The organism is Aequorivita antarctica (assembly GCF_007997155.1).
Taxonomy (GTDB): Bacteria; Bacteroidota; Bacteroidia; order Flavobacteriales; family Flavobacteriaceae; genus Aequorivita; species Aequorivita antarctica.
Genome location: NZ_VORT01000007.1, coordinates 171,972 through 191,770, shown reverse-complemented (window position 1 = coordinate 191,770; position 19,799 = coordinate 171,972). Strand labels below are relative to the sequence as shown.

Annotated in this window: 20 protein-coding genes and 1 pseudogene; 20 read left to right on the top strand and 1 reads right to left on the bottom strand. The window is 32.9% G+C overall.

All coding sequences use genetic code 11. From position 1 onward, the window contains the following. Positions 1-54: 54 nt before the first annotated feature. The 20 genes and pseudogenes from ESU54_RS11325 to ESU54_RS11230 all read left to right on the top strand — a co-directional run bounded on the left by ESU54_RS11325 (position 55) and on the right by ESU54_RS11230 (position 18,715). On the top strand, positions 55-1,104 hold the full coding sequence (locus tag ESU54_RS11325) for a hypothetical protein (RefSeq protein WP_111844841.1): 1,050 nt from the start codon (positions 55-57) through the stop codon (positions 1,102-1,104). After that, entirely contained in the window at positions 1,101-1,511 is a 411-nt protein-coding gene (locus tag ESU54_RS11320; protein ID WP_111844840.1) for a hypothetical protein, read from the top strand. Before ESU54_RS11325 ends, ESU54_RS11320 begins: the two co-directional genes overlap by 4 nt. Positions 1,512-1,629: 118 nt before the next feature. Then, positions 1,630-2,556, top strand: coding sequence for a toxin C-terminal domain-containing protein (locus ESU54_RS11315; RefSeq protein ID WP_111844839.1), 927 nt, complete (start codon positions 1,630-1,632; stop codon positions 2,554-2,556). A gap of 2 nt (positions 2,557-2,558) precedes the next feature. Continuing rightward, complete coding sequence (locus ESU54_RS11310) at positions 2,559-3,080, top strand: hypothetical protein (protein WP_111844838.1); 522 nt, start codon at positions 2,559-2,561, stop codon at positions 3,078-3,080. 106 nt (positions 3,081-3,186) lie between these two features. After that, the gene (locus ESU54_RS11305) at positions 3,187-3,405 is read left to right on the top strand and encodes an addiction module protein (RefSeq protein ID WP_111844837.1); all 219 of its coding nucleotides are present in this window, start codon (positions 3,187-3,189) and stop codon (positions 3,403-3,405) included. After that, a complete protein-coding gene (locus ESU54_RS11300) occupies positions 3,405-3,713 on the top strand; it encodes a type II toxin-antitoxin system RelE/ParE family toxin (protein WP_111844836.1) in 309 nt (102 codons plus the stop codon). The genes ESU54_RS11305 and ESU54_RS11300 overlap by 1 nt, the downstream gene beginning before the upstream one ends. Before the next feature lie 237 nt (positions 3,714-3,950). Further along, positions 3,951-4,940: an RHS repeat domain-containing protein gene (locus ESU54_RS11295; protein WP_111844835.1), complete on the top strand. Its 990-nt coding sequence runs from the start codon at positions 3,951-3,953 to the stop codon at positions 4,938-4,940. A gap of 1 nt (position 4,941) precedes the next feature. Beyond that, positions 4,942-5,397 (top strand): hypothetical protein, encoded by a 456-nt coding sequence (locus ESU54_RS11290; RefSeq protein ID WP_146743999.1) that lies wholly within the window; start codon positions 4,942-4,944, stop codon positions 5,395-5,397. Between the two features lie 215 nt (positions 5,398-5,612). Then, entirely contained in the window at positions 5,613-6,581 is a 969-nt protein-coding gene (locus tag ESU54_RS11285; RefSeq protein ID WP_146848124.1) for an RHS repeat-associated core domain-containing protein, read from the top strand. Further along, entirely contained in the window at positions 6,578-7,162 is a 585-nt protein-coding gene (locus tag ESU54_RS11280; protein WP_146848123.1) for a hypothetical protein, read from the top strand. The genes ESU54_RS11285 and ESU54_RS11280 overlap by 4 nt, the downstream gene beginning before the upstream one ends. 121 nt (positions 7,163-7,283) lie before the next feature. Then, positions 7,284-7,505: pseudogene (locus tag ESU54_RS18085) on the top strand (RHS repeat-associated core domain-containing protein); the annotation flags it as partial. Between the two features lie 3 nt (positions 7,506-7,508). Then, complete coding sequence (locus tag ESU54_RS11275; protein ID WP_235004637.1) at positions 7,509-8,438, top strand: hypothetical protein; 930 nt, start codon at positions 7,509-7,511, stop codon at positions 8,436-8,438. A 5-nt stretch (positions 8,439-8,443) separates the two neighbouring features. Continuing rightward, complete coding sequence (locus ESU54_RS11270) at positions 8,444-9,232, top strand: hypothetical protein (RefSeq protein WP_111845791.1); 789 nt, start codon at positions 8,444-8,446, stop codon at positions 9,230-9,232. Positions 9,233-9,320: 88 nt separating this feature from the next. Continuing rightward, positions 9,321-10,367, top strand: coding sequence for a tyrosine-type recombinase/integrase (locus ESU54_RS11265; protein WP_111845792.1), 1,047 nt, complete (start codon positions 9,321-9,323; stop codon positions 10,365-10,367). Positions 10,368-10,853: 486 nt separating this feature from the next. Beyond that, positions 10,854-11,537, top strand: coding sequence for a DUF6577 family protein (locus ESU54_RS11260; RefSeq protein WP_317130406.1), 684 nt, complete (start codon positions 10,854-10,856; stop codon positions 11,535-11,537). Continuing rightward, the gene (locus ESU54_RS11255) at positions 11,530-12,480 is read left to right on the top strand and encodes a nucleotidyl transferase AbiEii/AbiGii toxin family protein (RefSeq protein ID WP_235004635.1); all 951 of its coding nucleotides are present in this window, start codon (positions 11,530-11,532) and stop codon (positions 12,478-12,480) included. Before ESU54_RS11260 ends, ESU54_RS11255 begins: the two co-directional genes overlap by 8 nt. A 214-nt stretch (positions 12,481-12,694) precedes the next feature. Further along, the gene (locus tag ESU54_RS11250) at positions 12,695-14,245 is read left to right on the top strand and encodes a hypothetical protein (RefSeq protein WP_146848122.1); all 1,551 of its coding nucleotides are present in this window, start codon (positions 12,695-12,697) and stop codon (positions 14,243-14,245) included. Beyond that, a complete protein-coding gene (locus ESU54_RS18080) occupies positions 14,245-15,441 on the top strand; it encodes a nuclease-related domain-containing protein (protein ID WP_235004636.1) in 1,197 nt (398 codons plus the stop codon). The genes ESU54_RS11250 and ESU54_RS18080 overlap by 1 nt, the downstream gene beginning before the upstream one ends. Before the next feature lie 1,029 nt (positions 15,442-16,470). After that, on the top strand, positions 16,471-17,604 hold the full coding sequence (locus ESU54_RS11235) for a glycoside hydrolase family 76 protein (protein WP_111845794.1): 1,134 nt from the start codon (positions 16,471-16,473) through the stop codon (positions 17,602-17,604). After that, entirely contained in the window at positions 17,591-18,715 is a 1,125-nt protein-coding gene (locus ESU54_RS11230) for a glycosyltransferase family protein (protein ID WP_111845795.1), read from the top strand. Before ESU54_RS11235 ends, ESU54_RS11230 begins: the two co-directional genes overlap by 14 nt. On the opposite strand, the gene ESU54_RS11225 is transcribed toward ESU54_RS11230, so the two are convergent. Continuing rightward, on the bottom strand, positions 18,690-19,781 hold the full coding sequence (locus ESU54_RS11225; RefSeq protein WP_111845796.1) for a glycoside hydrolase family 76 protein: 1,092 nt from the start codon (positions 19,779-19,781) through the stop codon (positions 18,690-18,692). The genes ESU54_RS11230 and ESU54_RS11225 overlap by 26 nt on opposite strands. Positions 19,782-19,799 lie beyond the last annotated feature (18 nt).

The window sequence follows — 19,799 nt, the reverse complement described above, 5'->3', positions numbered from 1 at the left end:
ATTTATTTATGTAACTACCTAAGTTCTTTCACATAAACCTTCCATCCCTTCGGCATGTTACAGCCAGGGCGGCATGCGAACACTTCTGATTACCGTTATGGCTTTCAGGGACAGGAGATGGATGATGAGGTAAAAGGAGAAGGGAATTCCCTGAACTACGCCTTTAGGATGCATGATCCGAGAACGGCGAGGTTCTTTGCGCCAGATCCATTAACTAAAAAATATCCATGGTATTCCCCATATAGTTTTAGTGGAAATAGAGTTATTGATGCCTTTGAAATAGAAGGCCTAGAACCTTCTAAAAATCCTGAAGGTAATGGAGGGGCTAAGGAAATTATTGCGAAAGTTGAAGTAGGTTATATAGGTACAGCTTCTAATGTTTCTCAGGCTAAAACTAATGGAGCACAAAGTGTTGGTGCTAAATTAAGTTATATAGAATGTGAAACTTGTAATATTGGCGGGAATGATATAAACAGAATAACTAAAGAAAAAGGCATTTCTTATATTTCTGATGTGGATAAATCTGTTGGAAGATTTAATATGTATGTTCAAAGCTCAGGGGCTGTTCTAGTGTTAGAAGATGAAAAACAAATTAATTTAAATAACTACGAGCAATTTGTTGCGAACAATTTATTGCAGAATTTTATTTCAGGTAAAGGCCCTGAAAATTATGTATTTCCAACTGATGGAATTATCAGTAGATCGTTTTTAGGATCAGAAATTCTAAATAAAGCGATGGAAGAATTTAGATCAACTCCAAATGAAACAACTTTTAGAACAAGTTTTGGGCCTAAGGATTTAGGGTCTAATTTATTAAATAATGAAACAGCCTTTAACATATCTGGCTTAGTGGGCTCAGCATTAATTACAATAGTTCCGAGTGGGGATTTAATAAATATTACAATTTTTAATGTAACCAGTTTAACATCTGGGGCTTTAACTGCAAAAGCTTGGTCGAGATTGCCTTTTGTAGATAGCGAATCAGGCTGGCCAACATCATATGTAAGAGACAAAACTTTATATAATAATAGTGGAAAAAGAACTCGTTTTGGTAATATCAGTCAGACATTTCAATTAACCTTACCAAATCCTAAGAAAAAATGATCCTAAAAAAATATTTGATTTTAAATATTGGCTTATTTTTTTTATTAATTAATTATTCTTGTTTGGATAATAATTATAAAACAAAACAAGTTTCTGGCATTTATAAAGTTGATTTTGCTTATGGAGAAAATAATTTCAGTAGTGAAGAAAAAAATAAATATAGCGGTGTCTCTTTAACATTAAATAAAAATGGTTATTTTAAATTCAGTGAAATTCTTAGCCAAAAATCTGAAGCAGGTAAATGGCATTTCCACGATGATAGACTTTCTGGATTAATCGTTTTAAGATACGATAATGGAGCATATGGTGAGATTAGCCAATGTATTGATTTGGGTTGTTTCATATTGGTAACAATAAGAAGTAACGGTGAACTCAAAAAGCTCCCTTTCAAAAAAATACACCACTGATATTAATAGCGTATATTCCCACTGGCAGCTTTTATAAATCATGCATATTCGTTCTTTTTATTTTAAAAATACTATATTAAGTCTCCGTTCTTTCACATAAATATCCTATCCCTTCGGAATGTTGCAGCCAGGGCGCCACGCCAACACCGCGGACTACCGCTATGGCTTCCAAGGGCAGGAGATGGATGATGAGGTTAAAGGCGAGGGAAATTCCATCAATTATAAATTCCGAATGCACGACCCGAGGGTTGGTAGGTTTTTTGCAGTTGATCCCCTATCTCCTCAATATCCTCATTATTCTCCTTATTCATTTAGTGGAAATAAAGTTATTGCTTTTATAGAATTAGAAGGATTAGAAGAATTTTCACTTGAAACTCATATGAGTATGACTAATGGCAATCCCGCTTTGGGTGTAACATCATATGTTTTTGATTGGTATAATGATAAAGCTAAGGATAAAGTTGATGCCGCAGGCAGGGGACTTGATAACTTTTTACATAATATTGCTCCTGTTCGTCCTGTAACCCAAGAGGAACAAAAGTTAATAGATGAAGCTGGTGGTAATTGGGAGTATTTAAAGCAAACTCCATCAAGACTGAGGGAGTTGCCTTCAAATATAGCTAATGCAGCCGTTAAATATAAAGAAGTATTAGAAACAGGAACTCCTGAAGAAAAAATTGAGTCTTCTGTTGTCGTTCTTGGAACAATAGGAGCCGTTATTAAGGGAAAGAACCCGAGTAAGGTTTTGGTAAAAACCGTTAAGGCTGGATTCAATCCTAAAACTGGGATTGTATCTTGGATTAACAGAATTAAGAATATTAAGATAGAAGCAAAGTTGCCCGAAGGATTTGAGAAAGTTACTATTGCTGGTAGTAAGGCGGAAGTTTTTAAAAGAAAGGGGAAGAAAGAATGGATTTCACCTGATTTGGATGGCCATAAAGGAGGTGTTTGGAAAAAAGCATCCGGGAAAGCTGAAAATCTATTCGATAAGAAAACTAGAGATGGAACATACAACGAAGATTTATCAATAAAAGTGGGTGAATAGTTATGAGAAAATATATCAAACGAAAATACATTCCTATTATTAAATACAATCCTGCATATAGAGATAAAGAAGGCACTTATATTAAGAATGAATGGACGTCGTATTCAGAAATCGGAAACAGCTTTGATGGAGAAATATTTACACTAAAAAAATATTTGGAAGTTGAAGAAAAATATGTCGAAGCATTTTTTATGGTCAAGTCTTTTTTCCATACAAAAAGCATCGAAATCATTCATGTTTTCAAACACTCTGAAGATTTATCGGCTAGTGATTTTAGTGATGATTCATTATTTAAAACTTATAAGAATATAAATATTGGAGATGTAATTTATAGTGAGGATGTATTAAGTAACATTATTATCTTAGCTTTAAGAGAGTATTTTGAAGTAGAATTGTTAGTTGATAGAAGGTCCAGAAGTGAAATTTTATTTGGGTTTGATTATTATATGTATTTAAAGACAAATATAGATGTAGACCTTTTATTAAACGAAATAAGTGAAATTGGGCTATATACTTCTATTTAGGATTTAGAAAGTTTGCATGAAACGATTAACAACTTCCCTCCGTTTAGTTAAAATAAAAATCTAAGGAACAGAAATTGTATCTTTACATGAGCAAAAAGAAAACAACATGGATTTAGAAGCACGAAAATATCATTTTATAAAAGAACTTTTTAGCATTGACCGAGAAAGTATTATCGATACTCTAGAGCGTGTCTTAAAACGTGAGAAAGAAGAACATCAAGAAGTCTCTACAGACCTAAAAAATGAGCTGGACAGCCGTTTAGAAAGCTACAAAAACAACCCCAATAATATTTTGGATTGGCAAGATGTAAAGAATGATTGGTAATGAGTTATCAAATTAAGCTACTGCCGATTGTGCATACTGATTTGCGAGAAGCTAAAAAATGGTATAACGGAAAAAGTATAATTTTAGCAGAAGAATTTAAAGCTGAAGTCAATCAGGAAATTGATTATATAGGCTTATATCCAGAGCATTATCAACTTAAATACAAAGAGTTGCGACAATCATTGGTAACTCGTTTTCCTTACGCTATTTTTTATATGGTGGAAGAAGAACTGAAACAAATCATTATTTTTGGAGTTTTACATACACGTAGAAATCCCGAAATAGTTAGAAAAAGAATAAGTAAATAATCCCCATATTACAAAACCCAGTTTATTGCGAAGAAAATTCCATAAATATTTAGGTAACGGTTTATTTTTTTATGGAAAAGTTAGCTCAAAGTTTGAATTATAGAAATATATACTAGGGATTTATATTCTTGTTGGGATAGTGAGATTTATGCAAATCTGATACTTTTGGTAGTTTTGTTAAAAAGAATAACAATATTTAAACCACGTTCTTTCACATAAAATTTCCATCCCTTCGGCATGCTGCAGCCCGGGCGGCATGCGAACACATCTGACTATCGTTATGGATTCCAGGGCCAAGAGATGGATGATGAGATTAAAGGTGAGGGGAATTCTATCAACTACAAATACAGAATGCATGATCCTAGGGTGGGTAGGTTTTTTGCTATGGATCCACTTGATGGGAAATATCCAGATTTAACTCCTTATCAGTTTAGTTCTAATATGCCCATTCATGCACCCGAACTTGAAGGTTTGGAAACAAGTTTCGAATTAAGGCAAACTCGCAGGGATAAAGTAGTTCTAAAAGGCGAAATCTCCCGTGAAGAGTATATGAAACAAAATAATGCGGAGGGTTATGGAGCATTAATTGGGTTAGGAACTTTAGCTACGATATATTCAGGAGGTGAGGCTGTTCCTTTTCTGAAAAGAATAGTTACTTGGGCAATGTTAAACCCTGTAACGGTTTCAGAAATCGCAAATGAATCTACTGCTATAACTTGGAATCTACTTTTAGATGAGCCCTATCCAGGTCCTGCAATTGGTGATGATGTTGCAAGCGGAAGTAAATTAATCATTAAAGGCTTAGTTGATTCAAAACTCGTTAAAAAAATAACTATTCCACTTGGTAAATTAAATTTCGCTCTCGGTGAAGGTTCAACTTATTTAAAAGATTTGTCCAAAGTTAATATGAGAGAGATTGAAAATATGGCTAAATCATTAACAAGAGGAAATAAATTTAAGGATAATGGGATAAAAACTTCGGAGGACATTGCAAAATTAACGGTGCAAGCGTTTGATGAGGGAGTACGAATTACAGATAATGCATTCAATGGCATAAAAAAACAAATATCGCTTGAAGATGGTACCAAAGTGAATTTTTCATTTGAAAAAATTGATGATGTATATGAGTTAAAAAGTATTTCTATTCCTGAGGTTAATAAGGATTTGCCAGCCACAATAAGGGAACTCAAGGATAAAGCAATTGAATCAGGAAATAAAAATTTATAGTATGGAATATACATTAAGTAATATTAAAGATACGAATGAATTGACACATAGCTTACCTATAAAAATTGAAAAATTTGATTTTATATTGAACATAAATGAATTTATATACCCCGTATTTGATAAATATAATATTAAGGAGTTTGATGATGATAATGTAATATGTATTAACTATTGGACCAAAGTTGCGTTAATAGATGGGACATCAGGAGAATTACTACTATATATAGGAATTGAAAATGGATTTGTAGGAATTGAATCGTTAAAAGATCGATACTTAATAATTTCTGACACAGCTATGATTATGATTAACAAAGAGAATTTTTATCCCATATATCGAGCTATATTACCAGATTTTGTTTTAGATTATGAATTAATAAATCATAATGAAATTAAATTAAAATTTGCTGTGGATAATGAAATAATTAAAAAATTAGACAATTTGGAAAAAAATTATTAAAAGCAATTTTCAATTTTAATATGATATTTTTTTATTGTTCTTTTCTGACTATTTTTAGTGCGTGGTGAATTGTTTATTAGATATATTTTAGTACATCAAAAGCATTTTTTACTTTTAGAGAGAAGCTAAGCATCACTTCTATATAATTGAAGGATTTATAGGATCAATCTATAGTTAATCCATGTTCTTTTACATAAAAATGCTATCCCTTCGGAATGTTACAGCCAGGGCTGCATGCCAACACTTCCGATTATCGTTATGGGTTTCAAGGACAGGAGATGGATGATGAGGTTAAAGGCGAGGGAAATTCTATAAATTATAAATATAGGATGCACGATCCGAGGGTGGGTAGATTTTTTGCAACTGACCCATTAGAAAAAAAATACCCAATGTTAACCCCATATCAGTTTAGCTCCAACAGACCAATTGATTCAAAAGAATTAGAAGGGCTAGAAGGGTTTCAGCACACAAAATATGACATTGTTAATGGAGTCAAAGTTCCTATTGCTCAGATTGTTGAAGTCGATATTTATGTCTTGGTAACTTCAAACAAAAATGATAAAATAAGTTTTAAAAAGGGTTCGGGTGATGATGTAAAAAATATTCTAGATAGTAACTATAATCCAACTTATAATGATACTAAAAGAAATAGAAGATTAGGAAGAGCCAATATGAGTAAGGAGAAATTTACAACTACTATTGAGGGTAATGTAGTCCCAGTTGAATTTAAATTTAATGTTTTTGAAAAAGAAATTAGTGGAAGTAAAGACAAAAGAGAAAGATTTACACAGTTTTACAAAGAAGTAGAAAAAGAGACAAAAAATGATTTTAATATTGGGGGAGTAGACATAAGAAGAGGCATAACTATAGCTCAACTTTTAGAATTTGATATTAATAGTCCAACTCTAGCGACATCAGGAGGAAATGGCATTAAATTTAGAACTGGTAAAATAGGTAGAATAATACATGAAATCATTCACAACTTTTTTTCTTATAATGAAAAATATGTAATGGGTGATTCTTCTAAAAAACATGCAGATGAATCAATTGGAGGAGGTGGAGCTCTTTTGTATGGATCAGACTCTCCTCCAAATCAAAACAACGTAGATCATATTTTAAAAACTTTACCTAACATAAATGAATCAGACATTCCTGATAAAAATGAAATTAATACTACAGAATGATTAGATTAATCTTTTTATGGACTTTACTACTGGTATTTAATTTTTCTCATAGTCAAAATAATGTTTATGAGGGTTATCTCATATGTAAAGATAAATATGGTGAGCCGGATAGGACAGCCAATAATAGCTATTATTATTTACCATTGAATTATAGAAATTTAAATAACGATACTATTCATAAGTCAACAATTGAGGATCCGGAAGATGGATTGGAATTAAATATTAGAAAGAAAAAAGGGTATAAGTTTTTTCAAGATTTATATAGACCTGTACTTTGTGATACAATCGAAAAAATCCCCTCAGATACTTTTGTAGAAAATTATATGAACTTCATATATTTTCATTACGACCCAGATTTAAATAGGCCTACAGATAAATATTTTATAAAAAAAATAAATAAATATAAATTTTATGTTGCAAAGATTAGATTTGAAGGTTGTATAATTAATGACCCTAATTATATTAGTGCTGATATACCAAAATTGTTTATTCAGAAAATAATTTATATTGAAAAAATTGATTGTAAGGAATCAAAAGATATTTCAAAATTTATAAATGAATCTTTAGAAGGAGTAGATTAGCTAAACTTTTATAATTAATTTAAAATATTTGGATTGTGGCCTTACATTTTAGGATTCTAACTTTCTTAAAAAAATAAAAAAATTACTGCGTTCTTTCTCATAAATATCCCATCCCTTCGGAATGTTGCAGCCAGGAAGGCATGCCAACACCGGTGATTATCGGTACGGCTTCCAGGGGCAGGAGATGGATAATGAGATCAAGGGCGAGGGCAATTCTATCAACTACAATTATAGGATGCATGATCCTAGAGTGGGTAGGTTTTTTGCGGTGGACCCGTTAAGTGATCAGTATCCGTATTTGTCTAGTTATAGTTTTAGTGGGAATAGAGTAATAGATGCACTAGAATTGGAAGGATTAGAGCCAATTGTAATTAATGGCGAATTAGTTGCTTATGAAGTACAGCCTGGTCAAGGACCTTCTCAAGTTGCGGCTGATATCAATAATAAAAAAACACAAAAAAAGTATGGCTATTCAAATGAAAAAGCTGTTACCTGGAGTCAAGTTGTTGCTTGGAATTTTGATGAATTTAAGGCAAAAGGAAACTGGTTAGACCCAAGTGGTATTTTTGATAAAAATGACGAGACTTTTAAGCACTTAAACATTAATGAACACGACGTCCTTTTTATAAATCAATTTGCAAATGAAAATTTCATTTATGAAAATGAAATACCAATAAATGGAAATGATATAGTTAAAGGTGAACTTGTTGAGCCATTTAATGAACCCTTTACTGCAGGATTTAGTGGTGGTGATGCAGAAGCAGGTGTAGGATATTCAGGTTTTACAGCCTCAACGAGTATCTTTGAAGTTCCAAAAGAGAGTATATTTTGGGAAGGAGGTAGTGTTGTTAGAATGACTACCTTAGGAGCACAAATTTCTACACCTGGACTAAGCACAAGTTTGGGGGCTGGAAATATAAATTTTAGCGGAACTAAAGAGCCAAGTATAAAAAGAATTTTAAATTCGCCCAGTCATACAGAAACTATTGGAGGTATAAGTCCAATTGGAGTAGGAGTTAAATATTCTCAAACTATATCAGAGAATTATCGCGCATCTTTAACTTCTATAGTAGGCGGAACACCAGGGCCGATAGTTTCTTATGGAAATAGTGCCTGGAATCATACAGATATTACTGTAGAAGGATTAAAAACGGCAAATGATTCTATAAAAAGAGCAAAAGAAATTTTAAAACATTTCCCGGGTGCAAAACACGCTGTAGAATATTTAGAAAGCAAACAAGGTAAGGCTAGACCCCTTAGAACAAACGAACTTTAATAAAAATGAAGACATATAAATTTTTAATTTTCATACTGCTAATTTCATTTTATTCATGTAATCAAAAGGTTAATAGTAAAGATAATTTGAAAAAAATTCAGACAGATGAATTGATTAATAACTTAAAATTAAATTCCAATAAGATTCATAATAATTCATTTAGCACTATTTCAGTAATTGTAAAAGAAAAAGACAAGGTAGAAATAGAATATGTTTTCAATAAGTCTGAAATTGTTAATCCAATTCAACAGAAACTTTTCTTATCATATCTATTATATACTAGTGAAATTCTAAGACGTTACAAAGATATTAATTTTACATACTTCGTGAATGGAGAAAAATTTAATGCTAAAAATTTTTTTATAGATGAAAAAGCAAAAATTAATATATTGGAAAACTTGAATTATCTACCATTTAATAAAATGTTATTTTTTTGTTTGAATAATTTTAATTCTGAAACCATTTATGATTTAAACATTTGGATCGAAAATGTTTATAAAGTTTATCCCAATGAAGCATTAAACACAGATTTTTTTTCACTCTTAGAAAAATTATCAATGGAATGCTCAAATGAATCTAACAGTAAAGATGCTAAAGTAACCTTGGTATTGATGTATGTCGCAATAAAAGATGCCATTGAAAATGGCACATTAACTAAAGTAATGTTAGACTCTCAAAAATATAGCTTAATGATGATTGAAAAACTTTGGGGTATTTGTGAAAATGGAGAAAAAATTGAGTTTGCTGAACAGAGACTGTTTGGTAGAGTAGGTAATAATTGGGTTCCCAATTAAGAAACCCCCTCGTAGGGTGCAAATTCTTACACCCTTTTTTCATTTTAAAAGTTGAGTAATTTTTTATATAGTTTCTATTTTAGCCTCTATGAAAAAAACACAGGCTATTATTCCACTATTCAAAAAATTCATAAAAGATACAGAAACGGGCAAGAGGGTAAAAAAGAATGGAGAACGAATTAAAAAGGATTCAATTGATAACTATAAATACGTACTTAACAATTTAATAGAATTTACTGCCTCCGCAAAATTTGAACTTCGAATATGCGATGCTTCCCGATTGACCAAAAAAGAATACACTTCCGAAAAGAATTACTGGAAAAAATTTTATAAAAAATTTACTGATTTCTTATATAAAAAGGGATGTTATGACAATTATGTGGGCCACAATATTAAAGTGATTAGAACCTTTTTTCTTTATTTAAAAAACGAAAGAGATTTCAGTACAGGTGATTTCCAAAGAGTTTTCTACGTTAGAAAGGAAGAGGTAGATATTTTGGTGCTTTCCCCAGAACAGTTAAAGTATTTAATCCACGATAAGGACTTTGATTCAAGTCTATCATTAGCCCAAAAGAGAATAAAGGATATTTTCATTTTTGGATGTTGTACTGGTCTCAGGTTTTCAGATATTTTCTCATTGACTAATAAAAATTTTGAGGTACAAGAAGGAACTTATTATCTTAAGATAAAATCCAAAAAGACCAAGACGTATAGTTCTGTTAAATTGCCCAGCTATGCAATTGATATTTTTCAAAGTTATAGATCAAGATCAATGAAGAAAACTGTTTTCGGGAAAAGTTCACTTTTTTACTTTAATAAAAGCCTTAAATCAATTGGAGAAAAAGCAGGCTTTACTGATGAAATTGGACTGTCAAGGGAACAATTGGGAATACCCAAAAATATTGTAAATAAAAATATTAAATCCGAAATGAGATTTTGCGACAAAATGAGTTCCCATATGATGCGAAGAACTGCTGTAACAACATTACTAATTTTGGGTATGCCTGAACACTTGGTTCGTAAAATCAGCGGCCACAGTAGTAACAGTAATTCATTTAATAGATATGTTCATTATTCCCAGGTATATATGGATAAGGAAATAGATAAAGTGCATAGCAAGCTTCAAGATTATTAAAGTTTTATTCGAGTAATTTAGCCTTTAGTACAAGCATTCCTCTCAGCCCATTCCCCTTCATTCCACGAAAAGCCACTTTACGGAAAATGCGCTTCATTACAAAAGTCTTGGACACAACTCCAAAGATTCTAATTTCATTCCATTTGTCCGCTCATTCCCGAGAAAATTCGGGAAGCGGGCAAACTCCACTTCGGCTCCGCTCAGCACAGGCATTCCAATCTCCATCTTTGAAGTTACGTCCGCTTTAAATATACTTCAGATGAGAATTGTAACCGGTATTTTAATCAAAGACGGAGCTAATTATTTCCAATTAGTACCACTTAATGAATATGGTGGTAATAATTTGTTTTCAAATATTTACCACTTTTTCTTATATTTGGCAAAGTTTTGATATATGTATTATGCCAAAGATTATAGAAAATAAGATTATAGAAGTATTTAAGGAGCGAAGTTCCTTCGACAGGGACGAGCCTATATCACTTTTATCTGGACTTTGAACCAGACCTAAAAGAGAGTACTTTTAGTTGGCGAATTTATGACCTTAAGAAAAAAGACATCATCAAAACCATAGGGCGAGGATTGTATGTTATATCCTATAAACCAAAATACAAACCTGTTCTAACGGAAAATGTACTGAAAATAGCCCGTAAAACTACCGAGAGATTTGAGGATATTACATACTGCATTTGGGAAAGCCAATGGCTAAACGAGTTTACCCAACATCAAGCATCCAATCAAATGATAGTCGTAGAAGTAGAAAAGGAATTTACAGAGTCACTTTACTATTTTCTAAACGATTCACTACGAATGGATTTTTTTTTGAATCCCGACGAAAAGGAAATCGAGTTCTATATTTCTGAAAGTAATGTGCCAGTCGTTATAAAGCGACTCGTCACAAGAGCCCCAATAAGTAAAATAAAAGACAAAAAATCAGTTGTTCCGATTGCGACACTTGAAAAAATAATGGTAGACCTATTTGCAGATGAAAATCTGTTCCATTTTTATCAAGGTTCTGAACTAATATACATTTTTGAAAGGATACTAAACCGCTACAGTATCAACCTTACAAAGCTGTTCAGCTACGCTAAAAGACGTAAAAAAGAACAGGAAATTAAACAATTTATAAGCAAACACATTCCAAATTTTTTAGAGGACATCCAATATGATTGAAAAAATAAGTTTCACAAAGGAATGGTTGGATAGTTTCCGAGCAGAAAAAGAGCACAAATCCATTAACGTGACCATTCTAGAAAAAATGGTACACGCATTTTCGCTGTTGGAACATTTAAAATTAGCTAGGCTTGATTTTGTGTTCAAAGGAGGGACGTCACTAGTATTATTGTTAGAAAAAGACAATCGATTTTCAATCGATATTGATATTATTTCCAGCGTAGCCCGTGAACCGTTAGAAAAGATTCTTGATACAGTAGTGGCTAACACGCATTTTAAAAGACATATTTTGAACGAGAACCGAAGCTATAAAGAAGGTGTTCCGAAGGCGCATTACACGTTCGAATTCGATTCAGTCTATAACCCGAATGTTCCAGGAACAATTCTGCTGGACATACTTTTTGACAGTCCGCATTATCCTGAACTTATAGAATCTGCCATAGAAGTATCTTGGCTTTCGGTCGAAGGAACTACAACGACGATTTCGACACCATCTGTGAATTCCATCTGTGGCGACAAACTTACTGCCTTTGCACCAGAAACTATCGGTATTCCATATTACAAACAAGACCAGCTTTTTGCAATGGAAATCTGCAAGCAGTTATTTGATTTGGGAAAACTATTTGAAAACATTACCGATATAGCAATAGTAAAGAAAAGCTTTTCCGCTTTCGCAAAAGCTGAACTATCCTATAGAAGTAGTGATGAAGATTTCAATAAAAGAGAACTAACAGAAACAGATGTGCTTTGGGATTCTATAAACACCTGTGCTGTTATAGTGAGAAGGGAACACAATCTAACCAAAGAGACAAAGAAGAAATTTGAGGATTTAAACCGTGGTATTCGCAGTTTTGGTAGTGCATTTCTAATGACGGGACATTTTAGGATAGAAGAAGCAATGGCAGCTTCGGCCAGAGTTGCTTATTTGATTGCAATACTGTAGCAGCCAAAAGTTGCCGAAATTGAATATTATGAGGGACAAGACATAAGTGAACTTACTATTGAAAATGAAGAATGGGCATACTTGAACAAATTGAAACGCCAGCCCGATAAGTCAATATTTTATTATTGGTATAAGGCGGTGGAATTATTGTAAGTGTAAAAAAAAATAAGAAAGATTGAATTCAAACTTTAATCTTTTTCTCACATATTAAACTATGATAGATAAATGTATAAATGCTAATCTCAAATTATTACAAAAATTTAGAACAAACAATTCCGGGATATTAACAACTGGGAATTCTAAAAATCATTCTTTTAATGGTCTTTCGGCAACTATAGAATTCGGTAGAAATATAGAACTAAAACCAGATGCATTTTTATCAAAAGACTTAAACGATAATAAGGATATTAGATTTAGAAAAGGAACAGAAGTAAAATTGAGTTGTTCTTTACTTGATTACTATATATCAGGATCTGATTTATTGCCGAGCAGTATTAAGTTTCCTAACTTCAACAACCCAGAGGTTGATGCTAATAGTTTGAAAAAACAGATTATAGCAAATATACACAATTTGTCAAATCAAAGTAAAACGCATTATAAAAAAAATAGATTTTATCGATTTCTACTTCCTGTTGAGAAAGGATTGTCTTTTCAAGGAGATTTCTACCCATATGAATTTGCCAAAGTGGATGCCGCCACCAATAATGCTTTGACGATTAACATCGAAATTGAGAATGAAAACTATCATTTCTTCTCAACTCATATAAAGAAACAGCACTATATCGTTATTGATTCTTTGAACAAAGTAATGCTTGAACGATTTACGCAAGTAGTCAATTCAATTTTTATGACCTATGCTTTTTTGAAGGGAACTTATTATGGTGGTTTAGCCCATATCTTCTCATATAATGATGTTGAATTAAGACGTCCTATAGGTATTCGAGTATTTGAATCTTCCGAAACTATATCGAAGGGATATGAAATTCACACCACAAATCCCTATAAATATATGAAATTTAGAAGTCCTAAATTCATAAAGAATAAGAAGGGGATGATAGAAAGAATAGGAAAGGATACTGCAAAAAATTATATGTTTGAGTTTCCGATGGAAAACTATTCAAAACTATGCGAGTTGATACTTTTAAGGGGAAGTATTTTGCGAAGTTTTATATTAATTATCGATTGTAGTAATTCTCCATTGGAACTTAAAATACCAGCTTTTTTTGTTGCACTTGAAAATATTACAAAGGTTGTTGTAAATAAAGGCGAGAATAATAGCGGAGAAATATTTGAAGAAAAAGAAATTAATAAGCAAATTAAACAAATAAGTAAAGAAGCTGCCAAAAAAATCAAAGTGCTTGAACAAGAGACTAGACCAAAAGGACTTTCATCTATTGAATTGAAAGAAAGAAAGGCAAATTATGAAAGGTTGATTACTAAACTACACCAAATTAATAAAGGGAGTAATAACCAAAAGCTTGCAGAACCTTTTGAAAAATTTGGATATATTCTCTCAAAAGATGAAGAAAATGCTCTTTACATCCATCGAAATAAGTTTATTCACGGAGATGATTTTTTTATACCAGATTTAGGTTTTGACAAGGAATTTAAAGAACTATTTCATTTAAGCTTCTTGGTTTATACACTGTGCGCAATACTTCTTTTAAAACTTTCGGGCTTTTCAGGTTATATTGTAAACCTTCCTAAAGCATACGCATACATAACTAAACAAAAAACTTCGGGTAGAGGATTAATTAAGATATAATGACACCATCAGAAAAATATGTAGCCAATTTATGTAAAAATTCCTTTTTACCATTTTGGAGCTTCCCAAACCCTTTAGGCAAGAAAGATAAAGAATTATGCGATGTACTTGTTGTATGCGGTAGCACAATTATTTTGATTTCTGTAAAAGATATTAAAGTTTCAGACCACAGCGATAAAAGTGTCCAATATACGAGGTGGGTTAAAAAGGCTGTGGACGACTCAATTCAACAGCTTTATGGAGCAGAAAGGTTTTTGAAAAATGTTGACGAAATTAAATTAAAAAATCGTTTTACAAAGGTTGCTCTACCGGATAAAAAATCGCGAATTATTTATAGAATTGCAATTGCATTTGGAAGTGATTATGACTTTCCATTACCAATGAGAATGAGTAATAGCGGCTTTGTACACGTATTTGACGAAAAGTCAACTGCAACCATTATTAGCGAACTTGATACGATAACTGATTTTACAAGATATTTAACGGCCAAAGAAAAGTTTCTAACTTCAAATCATATGTTGCTTCCGGAAGAAACTGATTTTTTTGCACTTTATATTCAAACGGGTCTTGAATTCGATTATCCAGTTGATTTAGTAGCAGGTTCTGGGGGACTTTGGGAAAGTTATATTAAGTCAGAAGATTATAGGGATTGGAGAAAGCGTATTACACCTAGTTTTATTTGGGACTATATGATAAACCAATTACACTTTTATCATATAAAGGACGAAACAAATAATCAGCAAATACAAGATTTAGAAAATGCAATCAGGATAATAAACCAAGAGGACAGAATACACAGAACTGAATTAGGTCTAGCTCTTGATAATGCCATTAAAAAGAAGTCAAATGGTAGAATGCTACTTCCACAGAAAGATGCCAAACATATGTATGTCTTTATGCCTCTGACTCAAAAAAATTGGATTGGAAAGGAGAAAGAACTAGAATTGAGATGTATTGTTGCCCGATACTTAAATACCTCTGTAGATATAATTATTGGAATAGGCATTGGATCAAACGGGAAAGATGAGAGTGTTTATGATATATGCTATCACTATTTTCCTGAGATTTCCGATGATTTTATTAAACACGCAAAGGAAATTCAGCAAGAGCTTGGGTTTTTTGAAAATCCAAGGCAAGCTAGTAATTCCGATTACTCAATAGAAGATTTTAATGGATTTGGAATTAACTACCTATAATTCCTTAGTTCTAATTAAGCTAATCTGATTTACTAAATAGGGCTTAATTCTAAGATTTTTCATTTTAAAAATTACCACTCAGCACATTCCCCTACATTCTGCGGAAAGCTCCATTTCGGGAAATGCGCTTCACTACAAATATCTTGGACACAACTCCAAAGCTTCCGATTTGCATTCCACTTGCCACCCGTTACCAAAAAAGTTAGGGAAGGGTCCAAACTCCTCTACAATTTCCATCTTTGAAGTTAAGTCCGCTTTAAATTCTGCTAAGAATTAGCTACGGTATTTATAATCCGTTCAGCACATTCCCCTGCATTTCGCGAAAAGCTTCATTACGGAAAAAGAGCTTCACTAGAAAGGTCTTGGACACCGTCCCCAATTTCTGCTTTCCATTCCGAAATTGTGAATGGAGTCCGCCCGTTCTAAAAGGACATTTCTGCATTTGTCCCCACTTCCCTTAATTAAGTATTTCACTGGCATTACTTAGAAACTTTCTGAGTCGTCTCGACCATGGTTCGAGTCCCAAAGATTTGTAATCTATCAAAAAATGAAAATCATGAATGCAAAGTGAAATAAAATAAAGCTAATAGAAAATTCAGGAAAGGATCTAGAGATTATCAAATTGGAATTTTGAAAGAAATTTGCCATAATCACACTTGCAATCAATGTCAAATATCAAAATACTCAAGGAGAAAGTGGAGTAGGGTCAGTGAAATAACCTGACAGCTCGGCAAAAGACTGTAGATATCATAAAGCATGCGCAACCAAAAGAAAAGCGATTGTTATTGAAGATAAAATAATTTTTTTTAGCTATGAAGATATAGATGGTTAGAAATGCAACATAACCGAGGATCTATTTATTGAGTTGTTGAGTTCGTGTAATTAATACTTTCATTTTATTCAATATTAAGACTTACAAATGAGAGTCAGTCTTATTGAATATAATCATCTTTAATAAAGGGTTTTTTCTGTATAAATCATTTAAAATTAGTATCTTGAATAGGTTATTTATTTATAATAAATTAAATTATGTCAAAATCTTCATCTTATACATCTGAGGCCGAAAAAGCTTTAAATATATTAACCTCCAAATGGTTTACTTCTGAAACTCCTCTTAATTGGGTTGGTCCCGATTATTGGCGTACACCTACTATTTGTCTTTTATTAATTGATGCTATGAAATTGTTTAATAATTCAAACTATGTAAATACCCTTGTGAATTCATATAATGCAGGAAAAATGTATACAACTAGCTGTGGTTATTATGACGATTTGAGTGTTTGGGGGAGGATGTATACACATGGTTATAAATTATTTACCGCTCTTGGGCTAGATCAAAATGCAACAAATTTTTTAAATGAAGCCAAAGCTGTGAATAGCCAACTTGAACAAGGGGCCGATTCAATATGCGGAGGTGGAGATTGGTGGAAGCGTGATGTGGGTGATCCCAAAAACTTCAAAGCATCAAATTCTACAATTGGTTGGGCAGAAACAGCCATTGATTTGTATAATATTACAAAAGATGATAAATATTTAAACAATGCAAAGACAGCTATGCAGTGGGTTATATCTAAAGATCTCATTGCATCAAATGGTGCTGTTTGGGGAGGGCTAGGACATCAAAGCAATTGTTCCGTTGCTCAAGATAACCCTCCAGTGATTGCTCTTCAAGGCAATCCGCTTGCCCCTTTATGGGATTTATATATAGCTACAAAAGACAGTGCTTATCTCACTGCAGCTCAAAATTGTGTTGACTGGGCAATGCAAAATAAAACATTCCCGAATACACAGCTCTTTCTTACAAAAGAAGATAATGAATGGAATAGTAAACCCTATTCATGGCAAGAAAATAATTCGGGACCCTGCCTTTTTAAAGGAATATTTTCAAGGTATCTTGCTCAATTTACAATTAATCTCTTTGAATCTGGAAATTCCACATTGGTGGCTAAGTCAAAAGATTATGCAACTATTATAAAGAAAAACGCAGATATAGTATTAACAAATTATCCTAGCTATATTTTTGGTATGAACTGGAATATTTTCAGTCCAAATAATCAACCGACATCAAACGATCAATTAAACGCATCATTGCAATACAGTGGATGCTCTATATTACTTGCAGCTATTAAGACGGAACCAATCTTAAATAATGAATACTTCTAGTTGTATTGAGGTCATTGGTCCCTATAGAGGGATTAGTGGATATGACCAGCATACACGAAAATTTATTCGTGAGATGCGGCGACAATCGGTAATAATAAAAGCTACACAGAAAAATGAATGGTCCAAGAATGTCTTCTCAGATGCTGAACTTAGTGATATTATAGATCACCCTAATCAGGCCTGCTTAAATTTTGATAAAGTATTGCATTTTGCAATGCCACACCAAGCAAAGCCAAAAACAGGAAGTAAAAATTTCCTTTTCACAATGTTTGAAGCTGATGGAATTCCAAAAGAATGGGTAGATTATTCCTTACAGCACGATATTGTTATTGTACCTACAGAATCATCAAGACAAGCGTGGGTAAACTCAGGATTCCCGAGCAATTATATACGAGTCTGCCCCTTAGGTGTGGACACAGAAGAGATTAAGCCAAGGGGTGTTATTTTAAATAATGAAGGCATATTGGGCAAGAATGTTCATTTTTTGAATATTGCTGATCTTCGACCACGAAAAAATCATTTAGGATTGCTAAGGTGTTGGCTCAGGGCAACTTCAAATAATGATTCTGCTACTTTGTCAATTAAATTGAATCCAATAGAAGAGATCACAAAGATTCAGTTTAATCAGGATATTATCAGTTTACAAGAAGAGGAAGGTAAAACTTTCAAAGAAGCTGCAACTGTTAAAATCATTATTAAAAAAATGTCAAGAGATTCTGTTTTTAATTTGTACGCTTCAGCAACACACTACATTTCAATGTCGTTTGGTGAAGGTTGGGATCTTCCTATGATGGAGGCCATGGCTACAAACTTGCATGTTATCGCTCCTTTTCATAGTGCTTATACAAGTTATTTAAATGAAAATGTTGCAACACTCATAACTGCGGAAAAAGAACCCGCTATTTTTAAAGGATCATATCGATTAGCAGATCAATGCTGGTTTGATAAATTAAATTGGTGGCGTCCTAATGAGCAGAAAGCCGAGAAAACCATACGCAATATTATAGATGGTAAACTTATACCAATTCAAACTGCGAGAGCTCATGTTCAAAAGCATTTTACTTGGACCCACGCTACAAAACGACTTATTGAAATTTTGAAGGAGAAATAGTTGTAACGGCAATCGCTGCAATAACGACATTAATACCAGAAATTTGTACAACTGGACCAAAAACAGTACTACCCCCGTTCCAATCCAATCCAAATGTGGCATTTTTATAGTTTGTTAAAAGACTTGTAGCATTTTTTATGATAAATATCTTATACCTTTCTGTTGTATCTTTATAATTAGTACCTAAAGTTATTAGCTCCAAATACAGAAATTGCAAGTACCTCATAAAAATCCCCTTGAACAACTTTGCATTATTATCACACGATTCCGGATTTGAGAGTTCGCATTTTTCCCTCAAAATACCTGAAGGCCAAATTAATTGTTCACATACCGCATCAGCTACCTTTATTGCTTGTTCTAAATATGACCGATCTCCTGTTGCCTTAAATAATTCTATTGCTCCTCCTAATAAAACGCCTTGGGTGTATGTCCAAGGTTTTTCAGGAATTGGAAGGCAATCTGGACCAAGCTGATCAATAACAAATTGGGATCCTATCAAACCCAATTTGTTCATCCAAGTCCAAGTTTTTTCCGCCCATTGGAGGTATTCTTTGTTATTTTCTATTGAGGAATCATTATATAAGCGGCCTGCAAGGACCATCATCAGTTCGTTTGCGATATCTCCTTTAAAATTATCAGGATAACTCTTGGGGTTGCGCTTAAACCAAATACCTCCCCCGCATTTAGTATCCCACCCCCCCTGAAGATCAACATATATTTTTTGAGCTAATGAGAGCCATTTTTTATTATTTGAAATCTGATAGGCTTTTAGACAGCTAATTCCCCACCAACTTTCGTCGTCATAATAACCAAACCAACCAGGCCAAAAGGCTTGGTCAAATGCGTTATATACCCCATCAACTGTATTGGAAAATGTTAGAGTATCACCTGTTACTTTTTGATAGTCAAGTATTGTTTCTAATGCATTGGCTGACTGCCATAAATAGCTTCCCATTATCCAATAGGCACTACCATATTCACTTGGTGGATTTGCATTATACCATTTCGTAGTTAATACCGTAAGAGCTTCTTTTGCCTCTTTTTGGAAATCAATTGTAGTTGCCATAATATATTATTTTAAAGT